General features: G+C 49.8%; 21 protein-coding genes. 5 read left to right on the top strand and 16 right to left on the bottom strand.

The genetic code is table 11. The features are described 5' to 3' along the window. Positions 1-5 precede the first annotated feature (5 nt). From zapE to IE082_RS03425, 6 genes are read right to left on the bottom strand one after another with little or no spacing between them, the layout of a single operon-like run. Complete coding sequence (zapE, locus tag IE082_RS03450; RefSeq protein ID WP_189491611.1) at positions 6-1103, bottom strand: cell division protein ZapE; 1098 nt, start codon at positions 1101-1103, stop codon at positions 6-8. 16 nt (positions 1104-1119) lie between these two features. After that, positions 1120-1359 (bottom strand): hypothetical protein, encoded by a 240-nt coding sequence (locus IE082_RS03445; RefSeq protein WP_189491608.1) that lies wholly within the window; start codon positions 1357-1359, stop codon positions 1120-1122. A gap of 17 nt (positions 1360-1376) precedes the next feature. Then, complete coding sequence (gene ybeY / locus IE082_RS03440) at positions 1377-1904, bottom strand: rRNA maturation RNase YbeY (RefSeq protein WP_189491604.1); 528 nt, start codon at positions 1902-1904, stop codon at positions 1377-1379. Positions 1905-1950: 46 nt separating this feature from the next. Then, positions 1951-3102, bottom strand: coding sequence for a PhoH family protein (locus tag IE082_RS03435; protein WP_189491603.1), 1152 nt, complete (start codon positions 3100-3102; stop codon positions 1951-1953). A gap of 57 nt (positions 3103-3159) precedes the next feature. Then, positions 3160-5163, bottom strand: a complete 2004-nt coding sequence (gene yoaA, locus IE082_RS03430; RefSeq protein WP_189491601.1) for a DNA repair helicase YoaA — start codon at positions 5161-5163, stop codon at positions 3160-3162. Further along, entirely contained in the window at positions 5160-5822 is a 663-nt protein-coding gene (locus tag IE082_RS03425; protein ID WP_189491600.1) for a hypothetical protein, read from the bottom strand. The genes yoaA and IE082_RS03425 overlap by 4 nt, the downstream gene beginning before the upstream one ends. A gap of 186 nt (positions 5823-6008) precedes the next feature. On the opposite strand from IE082_RS03425, the gene IE082_RS03420 reads away from it, so the two are divergent. Then, positions 6009-8348: a Tex family protein gene (locus IE082_RS03420; RefSeq protein WP_189491598.1), complete on the top strand. Its 2340-nt coding sequence runs from the start codon at positions 6009-6011 to the stop codon at positions 8346-8348. 66 nt (positions 8349-8414) lie between these two features. On the opposite strand, the gene IE082_RS03415 is transcribed toward IE082_RS03420, so the two are convergent. From IE082_RS03415 to IE082_RS03405, 4 genes are all read right to left on the bottom strand, one after another. Next, positions 8415-9449 carry an ABC transporter ATP-binding protein gene (locus IE082_RS03415; protein ID WP_189491596.1) on the bottom strand — a complete coding sequence of 345 codons (1035 nt, stop codon included), beginning with the start codon at positions 9447-9449 and terminating at the stop codon, positions 8415-8417. Positions 9450-9457: 8 nt separating this feature from the next. Further along, complete coding sequence (locus IE082_RS11205) at positions 9458-10030, bottom strand: ABC transporter permease (protein WP_373295049.1); 573 nt, start codon at positions 10028-10030, stop codon at positions 9458-9460. Next, on the bottom strand, positions 10027-11010 hold the full coding sequence (locus tag IE082_RS11200; RefSeq protein ID WP_444542692.1) for an ABC transporter permease: 984 nt from the start codon (positions 11008-11010) through the stop codon (positions 10027-10029). The genes IE082_RS11205 and IE082_RS11200 overlap by 4 nt, the downstream gene beginning before the upstream one ends. A 150-nt stretch (positions 11011-11160) precedes the next feature. Further along, on the bottom strand, positions 11161-12231 hold the full coding sequence (locus IE082_RS03405; RefSeq protein WP_189491594.1) for an extracellular solute-binding protein: 1071 nt from the start codon (positions 12229-12231) through the stop codon (positions 11161-11163). A gap of 163 nt (positions 12232-12394) precedes the next feature. On the opposite strand from IE082_RS03405, the gene IE082_RS03400 reads away from it, so the two are divergent. After that, entirely contained in the window at positions 12395-12643 is a 249-nt protein-coding gene (locus IE082_RS03400) for an HP1242/YdcH family protein (RefSeq protein ID WP_189491592.1), read from the top strand. 12 nt (positions 12644-12655) lie between these two features. Then, positions 12656-13930, top strand: a complete 1275-nt coding sequence (locus tag IE082_RS03395; protein ID WP_189491589.1) for a glutamate-5-semialdehyde dehydrogenase — start codon at positions 12656-12658, stop codon at positions 13928-13930. Between the two features lie 52 nt (positions 13931-13982). Here the strand turns inward: IE082_RS03395 and IE082_RS03390 are convergent, their stop codons facing one another. Then, positions 13983-14285 (bottom strand): DUF2288 domain-containing protein, encoded by a 303-nt coding sequence (locus tag IE082_RS03390; protein ID WP_189491586.1) that lies wholly within the window; start codon positions 14283-14285, stop codon positions 13983-13985. An 18-nt stretch (positions 14286-14303) separates the two neighbouring features. Then, positions 14304-14939, bottom strand: a complete 636-nt coding sequence (gene pdxH / locus IE082_RS03385) for a pyridoxamine 5'-phosphate oxidase (protein ID WP_189491583.1) — start codon at positions 14937-14939, stop codon at positions 14304-14306. Positions 14940-15018: 79 nt separating this feature from the next. On the opposite strand from pdxH, the gene IE082_RS03380 reads away from it, so the two are divergent. After that, on the top strand, positions 15019-15789 hold the full coding sequence (locus IE082_RS03380) for a tRNA threonylcarbamoyladenosine dehydratase (RefSeq protein WP_189491580.1): 771 nt from the start codon (positions 15019-15021) through the stop codon (positions 15787-15789). A 66-nt stretch (positions 15790-15855) separates the two neighbouring features. On the opposite strand, the gene IE082_RS03375 is transcribed toward IE082_RS03380, so the two are convergent. From IE082_RS03375 to IE082_RS03365, 3 genes are all read right to left on the bottom strand, one after another. Next, a complete protein-coding gene (locus IE082_RS03375) occupies positions 15856-17001 on the bottom strand; it encodes a toxic anion resistance protein (protein WP_189491578.1) in 1146 nt (381 codons plus the stop codon). A gap of 203 nt (positions 17002-17204) precedes the next feature. Then, positions 17205-17927, bottom strand: a complete 723-nt coding sequence (locus IE082_RS03370) for a hypothetical protein (protein WP_189491575.1) — start codon at positions 17925-17927, stop codon at positions 17205-17207. Next, positions 17924-18646, bottom strand: a complete 723-nt coding sequence (locus IE082_RS03365) for an RDD family protein (RefSeq protein WP_189491571.1) — start codon at positions 18644-18646, stop codon at positions 17924-17926. The genes IE082_RS03370 and IE082_RS03365 overlap by 4 nt, the downstream gene beginning before the upstream one ends. Here IE082_RS03365 and IE082_RS03360 point away from each other — a divergent pair. After that, the gene (locus tag IE082_RS03360) at positions 18645-18845 is read left to right on the top strand and encodes a hypothetical protein (protein WP_189491569.1); all 201 of its coding nucleotides are present in this window, start codon (positions 18645-18647) and stop codon (positions 18843-18845) included. The genes IE082_RS03365 and IE082_RS03360 overlap by 2 nt on opposite strands. 293 nt (positions 18846-19138) lie before the next feature. Here IE082_RS03360 and IE082_RS03355 read toward each other — a convergent pair whose 3' ends face one another. Beyond that, on the bottom strand, positions 19139-20773 hold the full coding sequence (locus tag IE082_RS03355) for an FAD-dependent oxidoreductase (RefSeq protein ID WP_189491566.1): 1635 nt from the start codon (positions 20771-20773) through the stop codon (positions 19139-19141). Between the last annotated feature and the right edge of the window lie 9 nt (positions 20774-20782).

Below are 20782 nucleotides of genomic sequence, written 5' to 3'. Positions count from 1 at the left end.
TGTGTTTATAAGGCTTTAACGCTGATGACTTCCTCAGCCAAATACTCTTGCGATTGCATCTCAGTCAATCGCGACACGGTGCGAAAAAACTCATTCGCCATTTGGCCTTCAGTATAAAGCTGCTCAGGTGTGGTTGCCGCACTAATGAATAGTTTTGTCTTGTGGTCATACATCACATCAATCAACCAAGTGAATCGTCGCGCCGCAGAAAACATCGCGGGCGATAGCTGTGGCACATTCGCCAAAACTATGGTCTCGAACCGCGCAATGAGTTCGAGATAGTCATTTTGGGAACGCGCCGAGCCGCACAGTGTGTTGAAATCAAACCACGCTACTTTCCCACCATATGACACTGCCTTGATATCTCGGTGATTGATGCGTAGGGTTGCACCCTCGGACTGGCCTGCAAGCTCACGGAATAACCGCCCGAGCTCTTGATCCGCCGTTTCATCGTTTGGTGTGTGGTATACCGTCGCTTGCGTCAGCGTGCGACGACGGTAATCGATACCAGAGTCAACATTAAACACATCAGTGATGTGTTTAATCAACTCAATCGCAGGCAGCATTCTGTCACGATGTAGCCCATTGGGATACAAGTCATCTGGCTTGTAATTCGATGTCATGATGAAGCCGACACCGTGTTTGACCAGACCATTCAGCAAACGATGCAAAATCATCGCATCGGCAATGTCGGATACATGAAATTCATCGAAGCAAATCAGTCGATAACGCTCTGCCACCCGTTTGGCCACTTCATCAAGCGGGTCTGACATACCTTTGAGCTGCTCTAATTCACGGTGTACGCTGTGCATGAATTCGTGAAAATGAATCCGAATTTTTCGGCGAATGTTGATGTGGTTATAAAAAGTGTCCATCAATACGCTTTTGCCACGCCCGACGCCACCCCACAGATAAACGCCTGTTGGGATTTCGGCTTTGGTGAAAAATTTGAGGAATTTATTGGATGCCTTGGATTTAAACTCAGCCCACTCGTCTTCACATTTTTGCAGACGATTCGCCGCAGCTGACTGTGCGGAGTCTGGCGTGTGGCCTTGTTGCGACATCGTGGATAGATAGTGGTCGATAAAGCGTGTTTTTTTCATGTGACGTGCATTATGTTTAGAATGGATGTTCTATTTTAAAGATGATTTTTTTGATTTTAGGTGGTGCAAGACCAGAGGTGCCGATGACAAAAGCCCCAACACCACAAACACCCATTGATAATACGGGAACTGCAAAAAAATGGGGCGGCACTACCTCTCCTCGATTTAACTCATAGATTGCCACGCCAAAAAGCACAAAGCCAATCAGCTCAAGTGCGATATAAAGTGCCGGTGGCTTACTGTTTATCTGTGTCAAAATCGTCTCCTGCCATCTCAATCCACAATCCGCATGCCATCTATCGCATAAGGATTGTCAAAGCCCAGCCCAGCCAAAATCTGCGTCTCCAAGCCCTCCATCAATTCAGCCTCATCATCCTCAATGTGGTCAAACCCTTGTGCATGCAACACCCCATGCACCACGAGATGTGCTGCGCGCTCAATGAGCGTTTTACCTTGCTCAGCCGCCTCGCGTTGCAGCACCGCACTACATAAAATAATATCTGCCTCAATCTGTTCACCATGAATCTGAGCCAATGCCGCGCGAACTTCTTCGGGCAAATCATCACAATCGGCATCGTCCAAGTCGTTGTACGCGAATGTCAACACATTCGTCGCATAATCCTTGCCTCGATAATCACGATTCAACGCACGACCCTCATCCTCATCGACAAATCGCAGCGTCAGATTCGCGTCCTGCTGTAAGGCAGCCTTCACCCAACGGCGCAACAGTGGGCGCGGCAATGTCACAGACCAGTCGTGGAGTGGGTCAGCGTATTGAATACTTAAGGATAATTTAGCCATGGTTTCTCTTTAGTCATCGTCATGCTTATCGGTTTGCCAAAGTGTGTTATTTTGACTCTTTGGTCGCTCGTTCCAACTTCGCCAACTTCTCCAACCGCGCCTGCTCTTTCGCCAACACTTTCGCACGCGCATCATATGCATCGACAATCCGAGCCACGAGCGGGTGACGCACCACGTCTACCGATGTGAACTCAGAAAACGCAATGCCGCGCACTTTTTGCAAGGTTTGCATCGCGTCAGTCAGTCCGCTTTTCATGCCTTTGGGCAAATCGAGCTGTGATGGATCACCTGTCACGACGACACGTGCGCCAAAACCGATGCGGGTTAAAAACATTTTCATCTGCTCAGGCGTGGTGTTTTGCGCTTCGTCCAAGATAATGAACGCGTGGTTCAAGGTGCGACCGCGCATATACGCAAGCGGTGCGATTTCAATCATTTGCTTTTCAAATAATTTTTGCACCTTGTCAAAGCCCATCAAATCATACAGCGCATCATACAAAGGCCGCAAATACGGATCAACTTTTTGCGTTAAGTCCCCAGGTAAAAAGCCGAGCCGCTCACCCGCCTCCACCGCAGGTCGCGTGAGAATAATGCGTTTGACCGCATCGCGCTCGAGTGCATCGACCGCGCACGCAACGGCCAAATACGTTTTGCCCGTGCCCGCAGGCCCCGTACCAAATGTGATGTCGTGCGACAATATATTTTCGAGATATATTTTTTGCCGTGGTGTGCGAGCCTGTAGATCAGGACGGCGCGTGTGCAACACAGGCCCCGCATCGTCCATCTCAGGCAAAGCATGTACAGGCAAGCGTGCCGAAACATGGCGATTATCATCGTCATCGACTTTTGAACGAGCCGCATGCAACAACACCCGCGCATCGTGACGCTGCTCGTCGGTACCGTTTGCATTCGCCACCTTTGCCGTGAAACCCGCCTGCAACTGCACAATCCCCAACTGCACATCATCAATCGTCAGCTCACGCGATGACATATCATAAAAGTGCGCCAGAGCCTGCGCCACCTCACTCACTCGCGCACCACTTGAACCCGTAATATTAAAGCGCGAAGCACGCCGCGCAATGGTGACGTTATAAGCCTGTTCTATTTGACGCAGATTTTCATCGAGTACGCCGCACAAGTTCGCTAAGCGTTTGTTGTCAGACTTGGGGGCGACGAATTGGGTTTTGTGTGATGCCATGTTGTGTGTTTTTTCCGTTTTTATCAATTCAATATTGATATGATTATTGATGTGATATTAAGTCGACTCAAAAAAATCTGTGACCACGCGCTCATGCCGTGTGCGTGCGAATTTCGGCAGGCTTTGCCAAATGCGCTTGCCGTAAGGTTTGGTGATGAGGCGAGAGTCGCAAATCATCAAAACACCTTTGTCAGTTTCGGAGCGAATCAAACGACCCGCGCCTTGTTTGAGGCTGATGACTGCTTGCGGGACTTGATAAGCGACGAAGCCATTTTCACCGCGCTCCTCGTAGACTTTCAGACGTGCAGCAAGAACAGGATCGTCTGGCGGCGCGAAAGGCAACTTGTCAATGATAACCACCGAAAGTGCTTCGCCGCGAACATCAACGCCCTCCCAAAAACTCTGTGAGCCAACCAGAACAGGATTTGTTGCAGCACGATATTGGTTCAAAATTTCAGTACGTGAGGCTTGACCTTGCACAAGTAAGGTCCATGGTAAGTCATGCGCGCGAATCTGCTCATCGAGCCATGCCGCGTAGCGTTTGACCGCTGCGAGTGTGGTGCAAAGTAAAAACGCACGCCCATTAGAGGCTTTCAACACAGGCCAAATTTTCTCCAAAACCACGTTACCAAAAGCACGCGAAGAGGGCTCAGGCAAGCCTTCTGGCACATACAACAACCCTTGTTGCGCATAATCAAATGGACTGTCCCAACTGGCAGTGATGGCATCGTGCAAACCAAGTTGCTCTTTAAATAGTGTGAAGTCTTTTTTTACCGACAGAGTAGCCGAAGCGAAAATCCAAGTACGCATGTGGTCAGACTCACGCTGCCGTGTAAAGCCTTCGGCCACAGATAACGGGGTGGCGTTCAGTCGCACCGAGTACGTCAGTGCTTCAACCCAGCGCACCATGTCTGAATTACCCGCTTGGCTCTGCCACTGCTCGAAACTGGCGATGAGGTTATGCAGCCGTTCAGCGCATTGACCGATGGTATCGGCACGCACGGTGACAGGCTCGATTTGCACAAGTGATTCGTTGAGGATTTCTTGTAATTTATCTAATGCTGCCCAAAGCGGCGCGTCGGCGGGGAGCTGCGCGGCACTCCAGCGACCATTGTCTGCGCCACAGGCAATACGAAAATCCTTTGCGGCGCGCTCTAATGTATCTTTTATATCAGCCCAATTGAGGGCATCGCGCGCGTGCGTGATGCCCTCAGCCAGTAAATCACGAGCCAAATCAATGACTTGCGAGGTGGTGACTTGTTGGCCAAAAAAAACACTGGCGATATCGGGCACTTGATGCGCCTCATCAAAAATCACCGTATTGGCGGCAGGTAGTAACTCGGCGACGCCCTCTTCGCGCAACATCACATCAGCGAAAAACAGATGATGATTGACCACCACGACATCGGCGGCTTGCGCATCGCGACGCGCTTGCATGACAAAGCATTCTTTGTTGTTCGGACACTCAGAGCCGAGACAGGTTTCGCGCGTCGAGGTCACTTGTGACCAAACCGTGGCATCTTCGGGAATGTCTGGCCATTCAGACTTATCACCGCGCTTGACGATGTTTAAATCTTTTTTCAAGCGGTTGAGGTGCTTGATGTCATCACGGCTGGACAAACGACCATTGAGCAGCACGCGGTCAAGATGATAATGGCACACATAGTTATTACGCCCTTTGAGTAGGGCAATCGACACGGGGGCTTGCAACACTTGACGAACGGTGGGCAAGTCTCGCTCAAACAATTGGTCTTGTAAGGTTTTTGTCCCAGTAGAGACAATGACCTTCCCCCCCCACATCAGAGCAGGCGCGAGATAGGCAAATGTTTTGCCTGTCCCCGTACCCGCCTCTAACAGCGCGCAACCAACATCATTGAGTGCACGGGTCACTGCTTGTGCCATTTCGAGCTGCTCAATACGTGCGCGGTAATGCGGCAAGTGGCGAGCGAATGCGCCGTCGTCACCAAAAACTTGGTTCAACTGATGCGACTGGGCAAAAGGCAGCGCAGTGGCCAACTCGTTTTCAGTTTCGAGGTGCGATGCAGAAATGGATTCACTCATGGGCTTTTAGCCGCAGCTTCTGCAGCACGTTTGGCAGCATCTTCCACGCGCTTTTCCTTCAGTGCATTGAGCTCATCTTGTTTGGCTTGGAACTCGCTGACATTGGCTGCACGCTCAGGTGCTTTAGCGGCTTGCTCAGCAACATACGCGGCTTGACGTTGAACAAAGGCTGTTTTTTTAGACTCATATGCGGCTTTGTTGGCAGCGCGAATCGGTGCGCTGGCAATTTGTTCAGCGTTGTAGTCTGCGATTTTTTGTTGCAACACAGCGCGTTGCTCATTTGACTCAGCTGTCCGAAGGAATAATCTCGCGGCGGTTAGATCAATTTGGGCATTGTCCCATGCATCGTTGCGCGCGGTACGCGCGTCACTGATACACTTATTGACAAGGAATTTAGGCATACAGGCCGATTCAATGCCGACAATGAGCTCATCCGCCGCCTTTTGACGCATCAACGCGTTCGACTCCATGGCTTGCGCGACCGCGACACTGGGGATGAGATTCGCGCGCGCTCGCACTTTTTCCACAGCCAGTGCATCATTACTCGCCGCGTTCAGGATGCCAGAATTAGAGCTGGCGCAACCCGACAAGGCAACAAATATGGCACAATAGGCGGCTCTCGAAAGAGCATTTTTGAAATTTGAGGTGAACATCATCATAAGTGGGTGAGTTTTGATTTTCTGACCGAAGCCTATTAAACATGGGCGTTGTCATTTACCCAACGTGAACCAATTCATTGGTTTTTATTTAATTTTGTCGGGATATTAACCCTGAACAAAATTTTTAAAACAACCCACGAAAAAGGTAGTTTTGTACTTTTTCGTATTGATTAGAAGTGATTTTGTATGAGCACAACGACTGCCGCAGATATTTTGCAAAACCGTATTATCCCCCAAATCGCTGCCGATTTGCAGATTAAGCCCCATCAAGCGTTGGCTGCAGTGACATTATTAAATGAAGGCGCGACCGTTCCATTCATCTCTCGCTACCGTAAAGAGGTCACCGATGGCTTAGATGACACGCAACTACGCAGCCTCGAAGAACGCCTCAACTACCTCACCGAACTCGAAGAACGTCGTGCTGCCATCGTCAAATCGATTGAAGAGCAAGGCAAACTCACACCTGAATTATTCCAGTCCATCGACACCGCAGCAACCAAACAAACCCTCGAAGATTTATACCTGCCCTACAAACCCAAACGCCGCACACGAGCGCAAATCGCGCGCGAAGCTGGTTTAGAGCCTCTGGCATTGGCATTGCTCGCCGATCCCACATTGGACTCCGCTACCGAAGCGGCCAAATACCTCAACGCCGAAGCTGGCATCAATGACGTGAAAGCGGCACTTAATGGCGCGCGCGACATTTTGGCAGAAAACTTCTCTGAAAACGCTGAGTTACTGGCCAATTTGCGCGCTTACCTCAATAAAAACGGGGTCGTATACGCCGCTGTTGTCGCAGGCAAAGAAACCGAGGGACAAAAATTCTTAGACTATTTTGCTTATGATGAAAAACTAGCCAACGTGCCGTCACACCGTGCTTTGGCCATTTTCCGCGGCCGCAATGAAGGGATTTTGACCGTGCGTTTGGGCTTATCCGAAGAGCTTGAGCAAGTCACGCCACACCCGTGCGAAACCCAAATCGCCCAACAATTCAACATCGCTGACCAAAACTGTTCAGGTGATGCATTTTTACTCAATTGCTGCCGTTGGGCTTGGCGCGTCAAGCTGCAATTACACCTCGAAACCGAGCTGCTGGGCAATTTGCGCGAAGCCGCCGAACTCGAAGCCATCAACGTGTTTGGTAAAAACTTGCGAGATCTACTGCTCGCCGCGCCAGCAGGCCACAAAGCCATCATGGGCATTGACCCAGGCATTCGCACTGGTTGTAAAATCGCGGTGATTGACTCAACATCAAAATTTCTTGCACACGACACCATTTATCCTCACCAACCGCGCAATGACTGGGAAGGCTCGTTGCACCGCATCGCCGTGCTCGCCAAACAACATGGTGTGCAACTGATCGCCATCGGTAACGGCACAGCCTCACGCGAAACCGAAAAACTCGTGGCCGACCTCATGAAACGCCATCCAGAACTGGGGCTCCAAAAAATCGTCGTCTCTGAAGCTGGCGCGTCTGTGTACTCCGCCTCAGAGTTGGCCGCCAAAGAGTTCCCCGATCTTGATGTCAGCATCCGTGGTGCTGTCTCAATTGCTCGCCGATTGCAAGACCCGCTCGCCGAATTGGTCAAAATTGATGCCAAAGCGATTGGTGTCGGTCAATACCAACACGACGTCAACCAGCGCGAGCTCGCCCGTGCGTTGACTGCTGTGGTTGAGGACTGTGTGAATGCGGTAGGCGTTGACGTCAACACAGCTTCGGCTCAGCTCCTCGCCAACGTATCGGGTTTAAACAGCATTCTCGCGAAAAACATCGTGGACTATCGTGACGCGAACGGTGCTTTTGAGAATCGCAACGCGCTCAAAAAAGTGCCCCGCTTGGGCGATAAAACATTCGAGCAAGCAGCAGGCTTTCTGCGCATCGCCAACTCAACCAACCCGCTCGATGCGTCTGCGGTTCACCCTGAAGCTTACCCTGTCGTTGAGAAAATCTTGGCAAAAATTCAGCAAGGCATTAAAGACGTCATGGGCAAAAAAGAAGCCCTCAAAGGTGTATCACCCAGTGAATTCACCGACGAAAAATTCGGTCTACCTACCGTCAAAGACATTTTTAACGAGCTGGAAAAACCAGGACGCGATCCGCGTGGTGAATTCAAAACTGCCACGTTCAGTGACGGCATTGAGGACATCAGAGACTTGACCACAGGCATGATTCTCGAAGGCGTCATCACCAACGTCGCCAATTTTGGCGCATTCGTTGACATCGGCGTGCATCAAGACGGCCTCGTCCACATCTCAGCGCTCTCAAACAAATACGTATCTGATCCACGCGAAGTTGTCAAAACAGGCCAACTCGTCAAAGTCAAAGTCATGGAAGTCGATGTCCAACGCGCCCGAATCGGCCTGTCGATGCGCTTAGACGACGAACCATCCGCAGGCAGCAAAGGCGGCTCGGCGGCTCGTAACCCAGAACGCCGCACAGAGCGCAATCATGACCGTGGCAATACACGACAAGCACCGCAAACAGAGACTGCTTTCGCAGCGGCATTTGCAAAACTTAAACGCTAACCCAATAAGAATAGGCTTGGATGACTCCAAGCCTATTCTTTTTCAACTATTGGTGTATTTTAACAATTATTTTTCAAATGCAATCAAGTGATCCAAATCCAAATAAATCCCAATCGCCTCTCCGACATCATGGCGATGATGGCTGGGCACTTGTGCGAGCACCTCTTGCCCTGACGGCAAAATCAGCGTGTAGATGAAGTCTGTCCCACGAAAGACTTTGGATTTGACCACCGCCGTTTGTTCGGCTTGGTCATCGTGTATCACGTCATCAGGACGAATCAAGACATTCAGCGTTTGACCCGCTGCGAAACCATGCGCCTCTTTGCCACAGTAATGCCCCAACTCCAAATCAATGCACGTTTCATTCTCAGCCACCCCCGTCATGAACACACCTTGACCAATGAAGTCTGCCACGTAGCGGGTTTTTGGCTCATGATACAAAGGATAAGGCGCATCCCACTGCTCTATGCGGCCATGATTCATCACACCAACCACATCGGCCATGGCAAAGGCTTCCTGTTGATCGTGTGTGACCATCAGTGCCGTGACACCTTCTACCTTTAAAATCTCTCGTACCTCACGCGCCAGCCGCTCGCGCAACTCCACATCGAGACTCGAAAACGGCTCATCGAGCAAAAGTAACTTGGGACGTGGTGCGAGCGAGCGAGCCAGCGCGACGCGCTGCTGTTGCCCTCCCGATAACTCATGCGGATAAGACTGTGCGTGCTGTGGCAAGTGGATGAGGTCTAATAATCGTTCGACACGCTGCTGCTTTTGCACCTTTGAACAAGACAAGCCGAAAGCAATGTTATCGGCCACGGTCAGATGAGGAAACAACGCGTGGTCTTGAAACACCATCCCGACATTGCGCTCATGGGCGGGAACAAAGGTCCGCTCATCGCAGACCACTTGCTCACCGAGGCAGATTTGACCAGCATCCACATGCTCAAACCCTGCGATGGCACGCAGCGCAGTGGTTTTACCACTGCCTGAGCTACCGAGCAGACAGGCAATGTCGCCGATTTTGAGCGAAAAACTCAAATCATCGAGCACAATTTTATCGCCATAGCGTTTGCCTACACCTTTAACGTCCAACCACATCTTGCCTCCTACGCTTCATCCTGCCGCGCCAGATACAGCACAGGCAACAACCCAGCCACAATCAATGCCAAAGCGGGTAATGCCGCTTCACGCCACAAACCCTCTGTGGTCAAAGAAAAAATCCGCACCGACAACGTATCCCAACCAAAGGGCCGAGTCATCAGCGTAATCGGCATTTCTTTCATCACATCGACAAACACCATAATAATGGCGGTCAACAGCCCTCCGCGCATCAGCGGTAAATACAAGCGTCGAACCAAAGCCACACCACTCACGCCCAGCGAGCGCACCGAGCGCTCCTGATTCACCGTCACACGTTGCATCGCCGCATCCACAGAGGAGTAACCCACAGCCAAAAAACGCACCACATACGCCCACATCATCACCCACAGCGTGCCTTTGAGAATCGCACCACTGGCCGCATTGTGCCAGACGTATTGAAGCAAAACATTATCCAACCATGCCACAGGGACAAAGACCCCGACCGCCAATACCGTACCCGGCACAGCGTAGCCCATGGTGGCAAGCGTCTGCAACGGTGCGGCCAATGGTGAATGTGTCCGACGTTTGGCCATGCTCAAACACAACGCAACCAACACCACACNGACAAACTGGGCAAAGCCCACACAACCAACTGCCCGACAGGCAACGCAAATGCGAGTAAAAACACCCAACCCGCCCACACGCTCGCGCGCCAAGCCGCCCAGCCAGTTAGGACAACCCGTCGGCTTTTTGACGCACCACCCACCGCCGCATAACGGCGGCGACCACGCCAATATTGCTCAAATCCGACCACGAGCAACACCACCAACAACAAAATCGCCGCCAGCTGCTGCGCTGTCGGCAACGAAAATAACGAAAACCATGCTTTATAAATACCCGACGTGAGTGTGTCAAAGTTAAAAATAGACACCGCGCCAAAATCCGCCAATGTCTCCATCACCACCAACATCACACCACCAAACAACCAAGGCCGCGCCATCGGCAAAGCGACACGCCAAAACGCACGGCGTGGCGAATACCCCAGTGACTGCCCGACTTCTAAGGCACGCTGTCCCATGGTCTTAAACGCATTGCGCGCCAACAAATACACATACGGATAAAACGCCAAACTCATTACCAGTGACACGCCAACCATACTGCGCAATGGGAAGAAGGCCTGAACATTCACCCCCGTCCACCCACGAAGCAAGGTCTGAATCGGCCCAGTGTAGTCAAATAGTCCGAGCTGAGAAAACGCCATCACATACACAGGCACAGCCAAAGGCAGCATCAGCGCCCACTCCAACCAACGCCGCCCCGCAAAGTCGTGCATCGCCACCAACCAGCCCAATGATGTGCCAATCAATAACGAAAAAACAGCGGTCAACACAACCAACCCCAACGTATTGCGCACCAAAGTAGGCAATTGATTGTCGACCAAATGCGCCCAAATCGCAGGGTCAGCTCGCCCCAAACCAGACACCACCACAAGCAACGGTACCAGCGTGAGTAAGCACAGCACCAGCAAAACCAGCGCGGCTTTATCAAACTTGAACGAAGAGAGTAATGCTCGAATCATAACCGCAACAAAAAATACAAAGCTGGCCTGCCTATCATCAGCTTGACAAGCTGTGCTCATATGCAAGCCAGACAAAAAAACGGCTGGTCTCCCAGCCGTTCAGACGAAACACATTATAAACAATATAAACAAAAATCACTTCTATTTCGTTTATTTGTAACCCGCTTTGTCCATCAAAATCACCGCATCGGCCTGACCTGCACCAGCTTGAGCGACATTGATGACATTTTGTTTGAACTCACCCCAGCCCGTCACGATGCTGTTCGGTTTGACTTTAGGGTTGACAGGGAACTCTAAATTTGAGTCTGCAAACATGCCTTGTGCTTTTTCAGATGAGAGCCACTCTAAGAACTTCACAGCTTCTTCTTTGTGTTTGGCATTTTTCGCCACACCCGCGCCAGAGACGTTCACGTGCGTGCCTTTGGCTTTTTGATTCGCCCAGAAGATACCAACGTTAAATTTCGGGTCTTTTTCGACCAAGCGACCATAATAATAAGTGTTCGCAATACCCACTTCACATTGACCAGCGGCAATGGCTTCAAGCATTTTGGTGTCATCAGCGAACTCAGGTGCAGCCAGATTAGCCACCCAGCCTTTGACTGTTTTTTCTGTCGCTTCTTTGCCGTCTTCGGCTACCAGCATCGCTACCAAAGACTGGTTGTACACTTTCTTAGAGGTGCGCAAGCACAACTTGCCCTTCCATTTGTCTGATGCCAAATCTTCGTATGTCGAGAGTTGCTCAGGTTTTACTTTGTCTTTGTTAAAGAAAATCGTGCGTGCGCGCACAGACAAACCAAACCACTCATTTTTAGGATCACGCAGATGTTCAGGCACATTTGCTTTGAGCACTGCTGAATCAATGGGTTGCAAAAGCCCTTTTTGTGTGGCTTGCCACAGATTACCAGCATCCACCGTCATGAAAACATCCGCAGGTGTATTCGCCCCTTCAGCTGCCAAACGCTCCATCAAGGGCCCTTCTTTATCAGATACAAAAGCCACTTTGATACCCGTTTCTTTCTCGTACGCCTGTGCAATTGGCTTAATCAATTGTTCGGCGCGAGAGGTATAAATCACCAATTGAGCATCCGCAGGCACAGACGGGGTTGCCTCAGCGGTTTTTTCTGCGGGTTTTTCTTCTGCTTTCGGGGCGGGCTTGTCCCCACATGCCACCAAAAACAACGCGCTCACAGCCACCGCCAAAAGAGACAATGATTTTTTCACAGCATACTCCTTAGTTAGTTAAATGAATCAATGCACATTGTAATGCAAATGAGAATTTTTATCAACCGCATAAACCATGTGGTTTTTCAACCCGCCACGACAAAGACAAATAACACCCGTTGTGCGATAATCAATCTTTAAACCCAACTAAAAAAGGAATCACATGCAATCAAATCTCCTACCCCACGCTTTGGCTGTCGAGTTCCCAGAATTGGCTGACACAATCAAACAACTCAAGCAAGAAGACGCTCATTTTGCAAAACTGCTCGAAGAGCACGATGCCATTGACACGCAAATTACCCAAGACGAAGAAGGCGTTAAAGCCATCAACGACACCACTTTACACACCTTGAAACAGCAACGTGCCAAACTCAAAGATGAGCTTTACCGCACAGCCAATGCTGCCAAATAAAGACCTTGCAGCATGACTGACGTAAAAACCTACATGCATGAATTGGGCAAAACAGCCCGCGCCGCCTCTCGTGAGATGGCTCGTGCCTCTACAGCCCAAAAAAATGCCGCCTTACTCAAAATGGCTGAGCTGATTGAAGCCAACATGGATGCACTTAAAACAGCCAATGTTAATGACGTTGAAACGGCTGTATCCAAAGGCATGGATGCTGCTTTTATCGACCGTCTGACATTGTCTGACAAAGCCGTTCACACCATGGTGGCAGGCCTCAAGCAGGTCGCCGAATTGCCCGACCCCATTGGGCAAATGAGCAACTTCAAACCGTTGCCGTCGGGGATTAACGTCGGTCAAATGCGCGTCCCACTCGGCGTCATCGGTATCATTTATGAGTCACGCCCCAATGTCACGATTGACGCAGCCGCGCTGTGTATCAAGTCGGGCAATGCCACCATTTTGAGAGGTGGTTCGGAAGCACTAAACTCGAATCAGGCCTTGGCGCAGATTGTTCAAGAAGGTTTGTCGCATGCTGGTTTACCAGCTTCAGCAGTACAAGTGGTCAACACCGCCGACCGTGCTGCCGTTGGCGAATTGATTACCATGACAGACTATGTGGATGTGATTGTGCCACGCGGTGGTAAGTCATTGATTGAACGCCTCATGAACGATGCGCGTGTGCCGATGATCAAACACCTTGACGGTATTTGCCACACTTATGTGGACGTCGCGGCAGATCTGGAAAAAGCCATCAAAGTTTGTGACAATGCAAAAACCCAGCGTTACGCACCGTGCAACACCATGGAAACACTGCTCGTACATAGCGAAATCGCTGATCAAGTGTTGCCTGATTTATGCAAAATTTATCAAGACAAAGGCGTTGAGCTTCGCGTTGATACACCAACCAAAACCACATTAGAAGCCGCTGGCTTCACTGACTTGGTTGACGCAACAGAGGATGACTGGAGTACTGAGTACTTGGCACCGATTTTATCGATTAAAACTGTCACAAACCTTGATGCAGCGATTGAGCACATCAATCACTATGGTTCAGCACACACCGATGCCATCGTGACCGAGAACCACTCCACTGCCCAACGATTTTTACGCGAAGTGGACTCTTCATCTGTCATGGTAAATGCTTCAACGCGCTTTGCCGATGGTTTTGAATATGGTCTCGGTGCTGAAATCGGCATTTCAAACGACAAACTCCACGCCCGTGGTCCTGTCGGCTTGGATGGTTTGACCAGCTTGAAGTATATTGTCTTTGGCGATGGCAACATTCGTGTCTAAACACCTATCGTAAAAAAACCGCTTGGGTCAACCCAAGCGGTTTTTTTATGACTTATTGTTTTTCTTGCACCAAAATCCACGGCTTGACCACGACAGACCACAACATAGCATCGTCTTCAAACCACCGCAGAGCCTGCTCATCAGACACACGAGCGAGCTGTCCAAAATTGAGCCAATCAGCCACAGCTGCGCTGTCATCCTCGGAGATTTTCAACGCCACATCCACCATATCAAGCGCATCATCAACCCAGATAACCACACCCGTGGCAAAAAATCGTTGTAGCTCTTTCCACGAAATCATCGCCGTTTCTAAATTTAATTTAGCTTGTAACAATTCTTGTGTTTGTGGATTCATATTCTCTTTCATCAACAATCAAGGAGCCAAGCGCACCACACGCCAAGCCGCATTATCTGAACAATAAGCGATACGGTCGTGCAAGCGCGACGCACGCCCCTGCCAAAACTCAAAGTAGGTGGGCTTGAGAATATAGCCACCCCAATTCGGCGGACGCGGTGGCTCATCACCAAACTGCGCCTTAAAATCAGCCAACCGCGCTTCCAATATCGAGCGGCTCTCAATCACTTCACTTTGCGGGGAACTCCATGCCCCAAGACGGCTATTGACTGGCCGACTGTGATAATAAGCATCCGAGTCAGACTCAGAGATTCGTTCCACCACGCCTTCGACGCGCACTTGACGCTCTAAAGCTTGCCAAAAAAACAACAAAGCGGCTTTGGGGTTGACCTCCAAATCGTGTCCTTTTCGGCTATCGTAATTGGTAAACCACACAAAACCATCGGTACGCGCCTCTTTAATCAAAACCGTGCGCGCTGATGGCTGACCTTGTTCATTGACGGTGGCCAAGGTCATGGCATTCGGCTCAGGTATTTGGGCGGCTTGGGCCTCATCAAACCAGCGTGCGAACTGCATCAGTGGATTGGCATCCACATCAGTCTCAGACAAAGATGCATTCAGGTAGTCTTGGCGCATCTCGTTTAAATTGAGCATATTAAACCTCTTTTAGTGAGGGCATTATTTTACCTCATTCACCCTGTGTTAAAATCACGCTTTGTACAAAAAGAACACCATGACCGACACATCACGTCGCTTTTCTGGCCTCGACAGACTCTATGGCGAGCACACTGCCGAACATCTCAAACACAGCCATGTCTGCGTCGTCGGCGTGGGTGGTGTCGGCTCATGGGCGGTCGAAGCACTCGCTCGTTGTGGAGTCGGCCAACTCACGCTGATTGACGCAGACCACGTCGTTGAGTCCAACGTCAATCGCCAAGTCCAAGCCACCACAGACAATCTTGGTAAGGCAAAAATCACCGCACTGACTGAACGAATTGCCAGCATCAACCCTGACTGCCGTGTTGTTGAAATTGATGAGTTTATTGATGAGACCAATCTGTCACTGCTGCCCACAGATGCAATCATCCTTGACTGCACCGACCAAATCAATGCGAAATTCGCCATGATTATCGAATGCAAACGCCGTCGCCAACCGCTGCTCACTTGTGGCGCTGCGGGGGGTAAAACTGATGCCACGCGCATTCAAATCGCCGACCTCTCACAAAGTATCCAAGACCCGATTCTTGCGAAAATTCGCCAAAAGCTGCGCGCCATTCTTAAAACAAATCCCACCAGCAAAAACAAAACCGTCAAAAAACTCAACGTCGCCGTGCTTTACTCCGACGAGGCCATTCGCTACCCGAGCATCAGTACTTGCGATACAGAATCAGCACCTCAAGGTTTAAACTGCGCAGGCTTTGGCTCAAGCGTCATGGTTACCGCCAGCTTTGGCATGACCGCCGCACAATGGGCCATCGCCCAACAACTCAAATCCTCAAAATAAACAACCATCAGTATGAAAAAAAACCTTGCCCAATCGGCAAGGTTTTTTCGTAGACAAAACCACTCACTACGGCTGATTAGCAGGGTTGGTCAATCGCTCGCGCAAATCTTTTTGCAAAGCCATCATCTTGCGTTCTGCTTCCTGACGATGTACAGCTCCCTCGTGGTATATACTTTTCACTCCCTCGATGGTGGTGATTAGGCTTTGTTGGACTTGCTCCAGTGTGGCCAAGTCAATCACGCTGCGCTGGCTAATTTTAGCGGTTTCCAATGTATTTTGCTGAAGCAGCTCTGCGTTGCTTTTGAGCAACTCGTTGGTGGTTTTATCAACATCATTGACAAGCTCAACGATTTTTTCTTGCTCTTGCGAAGCGACCAGCAGCATAAACTGGCGTTTCCATGCTGGAATCGTCAATTCACGAACGTTGTTTAATTTTTCAAGCAGTAACTGGTTGTTGTGTTGAATCAATCGAATCGACGGCAATGTCTGCATCGCCGAAGTTTGCAAAGCCAATAAATCCGATACTCGTTTATCCAGCACCACAGCAAGCGAGCGCAAGTCGCTGACATGCTGGGCTTTGAGTTGATCCCCATCAACCTTAAGGGTTTCTTGTGCAATCAACTGCGCCAACTCCGCTTGCTTGACCTTGCCCGCCACAATCGTGAGCCCGAGCTGTTTGTACTCGTGCTCCGTGGCATCAAATAAACCATCGAGCTCTTTTTGGCGAGTGATGATGTTTCGCTCACCATTTTTAAGCTCTTCAAGCAAGGTGTTGATTTTTGAGGCAACGCTTTGGAATTGGAGCTTCCATTCGTCGGTTTTATAAATAAACTTGTCAATCAAACCACCGATAACAGGAACACTCGAGCGTCGCCCCAAACCTTTAAGATTCAAAGACTTGGCATTGAGAACAAGCTCAGACAAGCGGTCTTGCACCCCATGCTCATCAACCACTTTGATTTGAGAGAGGATGGTATCGGCGTAAGCGGTCATGCGCGAAGAGCACTCTTTCCCGAGGGAGGAAACAGCCGTTTTGTCATTCGGAATCAGACTAATTTGATTAGATAGCTCAACCGCTTCGGCGGCTTGCTCAACAGGCAGGTTAAGCTCTGTCAAATACTGCTCGGCCAATGTCATCGGAGTCAAACTCATAGCGGATGCAAGGACAGGTTGTGCCACTTGTGTCAAGGTAGGGGTGAGTTCTTGGCTCATATCAGACTCCTGCGATAAATGAAAGAAATACGGGAACGCGAAAAATCATTTTTCCGTGATTTGGGTTAAAAGGTCTGTCTAGATACTCAGACAGTTTAGAGAACAATCAAACAATGACCAACTGAAGGAGTCAAAGAAACTGGTTTTTACAGGCGTTAATTCAGACCATAGTCTCCTCTACACCACGTTTTTTTAACCAATACTTATTTCACAGCGTTTAAGGTTTGCTGCAACGACGTCAAGAATGCTTGGTCATCCGCCATGGTTTGGTGAATCGCTTGCTGCTGCCATATCGGGTAGGTCACTTGACGCAAAGTGGTGAGATTTTCAAGCAAACGAGACATCTGGTTGTACATCAGTGACAGTTGCAACTGTGATGTATGACATGATTGTATCAGTGCCAACAGATTCTGTGCGCGTCGCTCTGCGGTGTCGTTGCGCACCGTGTCATCACTGAGTGGATTTTTATCTGTGTTGCTAATACGCCATTGGGTCAGACGAATACTCAATGCGGCGCTGTGGTGATGTAAGTCACTTTTCGTTTCTTGCAACACAACTCGGAGACCTTCAGACACAGTAATCAGGTTTTTAAGTTCGCGCTCATGCCATAAAGTGGTAGCAAATGCCTTGTCAATCTCGCGCATCTTACTCTTAGAGTCTGCTCGCCCTGATTGAGTCAGAACCGAGACGATTTGCTGTAGCTGCTCTCGGATACGAACAATGCAGGGATGATGCGCCACGCCATGGCTGCGTTCAACCGCCTCGCTATAAACAGCCGCATTGCCTGAGCCGAACTGCGAAAGATTTTGCGCACGCCGCCCATCCAGCCACAACCATAAAGCATGCACCACTTCTACATCAAGCGCATGCGCAGCACTGTCCTCTAAAAGATGAGCCTGCCACAGGACTTGGAAATCATTATTCATCGTTTCACCACCCGAGTTTGAGCCAACATATCGTGTACTGCACGTTTGTCTTTAGAATTCAATACCACAACACCAGCAATCGGTAAAACCACCACAGAGGCAGTTTTAACCACACCACGCCACAAACCCCGCAGCAAGCCAACAGTTTTTTTTGATTCAGAGACAACGCGTAAACCCATCAACCTTTTGCCCAATGTCGCACCATGCGCACCAGATTCGCTGAGGGCAAAATACAAACTGGCCGTGGCAAACCAGCAGCCAAATAGCGCCCAAAGACTATTGCCCAACCCCGAACCAAACAAAAAGGGCACAACCAACAAAGACAAGCCAATGGACATACCGCCAATCAAAAACAAATCCACCATCAATGCAGCGAAACGCGACACAAAACTCGGTGGGTTATTAAAGGAGATTTCGGGTTCTACAGGTGCAGGGGTCACTATCGGCTTAACCAGCTCAGGCATACCCGCAAAAGGACTGACAGACAAAGCCATCATGTCAGGCAATTTAGATAAAGTACGTTCAGGTTCGCCCTCTTGCCACACCATCGCTTCACTTTTAACATACCCCATGCGCACAAGTGCAGCAAAACCTGACGCCGAAAGCGGGCCACAGACGCGCCCCTCCTGTCGATAAAACCAAGTTTTAGTTGGCAGGAGAGCACCCATGGCCAATTGGTCCATGGTTTTTTTGAGGTCGGTTTCAGAGATGTGTGTCATGGCGGGCATTTTATCCTATTTGGTGCAAATGAACACAACCGATAAACAACGGCAATATTCAGGTGAAAGTTTAGACAACGACATGTCGTACCGCCTAGAACACATCGACTTTGTCTTTGGAGAGGCAACGGCATTTCATTCAGATTGGGCTCTTACGGCAAATATTAAAAAGACTTTCGTGGATTATTATTTTTTCTGACAGATGGATAATTATTATTGATTTAGCCCAAATAACTATTGAGTCATTGCGGGCTTGCCCCGCAATCTCCTCGTTAAAAGATGATGTTGTTTGCCACGGCATGACACGTGCAAAACCTCTACTCAATTCAGAGTTATTCGGGCCGAATCAATAGTGATAGCCAGTTATCTGAATCATCTCGGCAGAGTCTATGTTACTGATTGCGTACTCTATGGGTACTTTGATTAAAAGTTAAAAACCAGTCGCCAATGGTCTTTCTGACTTTAGCTCCACGAGTAAAACGCAACGAAAACTCATCGCGACAGTATCACATTCGCGGCTCGATTGCCCCACCACGCAGCTTCCTCAAAGACAGACAAACCACTCAAGTCAGAGTGAGCCAAAATGATTCTCCCATCCAAGCTCCGCAAACTATTCAAACGCTGATGACTGAGAAATCCCACAGTTGGACTTGCCATGGCATGACCTCTTAAAGTAATCTCCACACGCTCCAACTGGCGCAGCCAATGCTTGCCATAAACCGCGTTCAAATCTTGAGCAGCTACTTCAAATAGTTCATCCACATCCTGTTTGATCAATCGCTGACGAGCCTGAGTGGGCGACTCATGAGCATAAGCATGATAAGCACTCAAAACCACCGGCGCATCCACATGACGGCGGATTAATTGGTTGCTGGCATTAACAAAACCCAAACTAGGACTGCCATAGACAATATTTTCCCATGCCATACTAGACGGCGTAGATTCGTCTGGTAGACGTTTCATGAGAAAATTACTGACTTGCCACGCCGAGCGCTCAAGCTCAACGAGCGAATGCTGACCTATCAAAGACGCAAAATCCTCAATGATTTTCGCTGCCACATGCAGCGGCGTGGCGCACACCACTTGTTCAGCTTGAATACGACAGACTTTACCGTCTGCAAGCAAAACATCGACAGACACCTGTTGTTCATGTTCACGAATGCGAGTCGCAACACCTTTGATGCGCTGCTCAAGGGTCAGATTCTGAGCCAAATGCCGAGCCACAGCTCCCAACCCATCAGGCCAAGTTAGCATCACGCCAGATAACGGCAGTCCATTTTGTTGACCTCGTCCATCACGGCCGGCAAAATAATGTAAACCCGCCCAAGCCGACGTCTGAGCAGAACCGATGCCGTAATCGTCTCGACAAATGTAATCTAAATACCAGAGCAGCTCAGGTGCGGTGTAGCCTTTTTGGCTTAACCATTGTGCAAAACTGATTTGATCCAGAGCTCGCCACTCCTCATCCTGAGAGGACAAGACTAAAGGAATATCAAACGCACGCCGTCCATCTCGTCCGATGGTGGTTTTGAGCTTTTCGACATACTGAAAAAACCGTGTTTGCTGTGCCAAATGGACTTCGCTCACCCCTTCGCTAGGCAACAAACCTTCATGCCACGCCTGATTGAACCACAGCCGCTCATCCGGAAAATGAACCAGCGCAGACTCACGATAAGCAGGCGATGTTGAGAAAGGATCGGTCTGAATCACGCCCATATCAAACAATAATTCACGGACATGCCTTGAAGACATAGAGGGCAAAGGCAAATAATGCGCACCACGCGGATACATCAGCCCATCAAAAGACCCACCCGCCATATTGCCACCCAACTCAGGTCCTTCTATGAGTAAAAAGTCTCGACGCCCAGCTTGCTGTAAGCGCCACGCAGCAAACAAACCAGCCGCGCCAGATCCAACGATGACTACCCCTGTTGTCATGACTTCAGTCGGTTCTGGTAATGGCGTCTTATCGCGTAGCCTATGCCCTTCTTTCATACCCGGCAAATACAAATCAATCGGAACACCCCAGCGCGAGAGTTTGCCCGTCCATTGCTCGTAGCCCAGCACGCCAGCGCCGAGGCCAATCGCAGCAGCAGTTTTTAAAAATCGACGACGTGAATGGCTCATAGACATGGG

Origin of the sequence: Formosimonas limnophila (assembly GCF_014652675.1) — a bacterium.
Classification (GTDB): Bacteria; Pseudomonadota; Gammaproteobacteria; order Burkholderiales; family Burkholderiaceae; genus Hydromonas; species Hydromonas limnophila.
The sequence above is the reverse complement of the archived record's forward strand: the minus strand, read 5'-3'. Positions and strand labels throughout refer to the sequence as shown.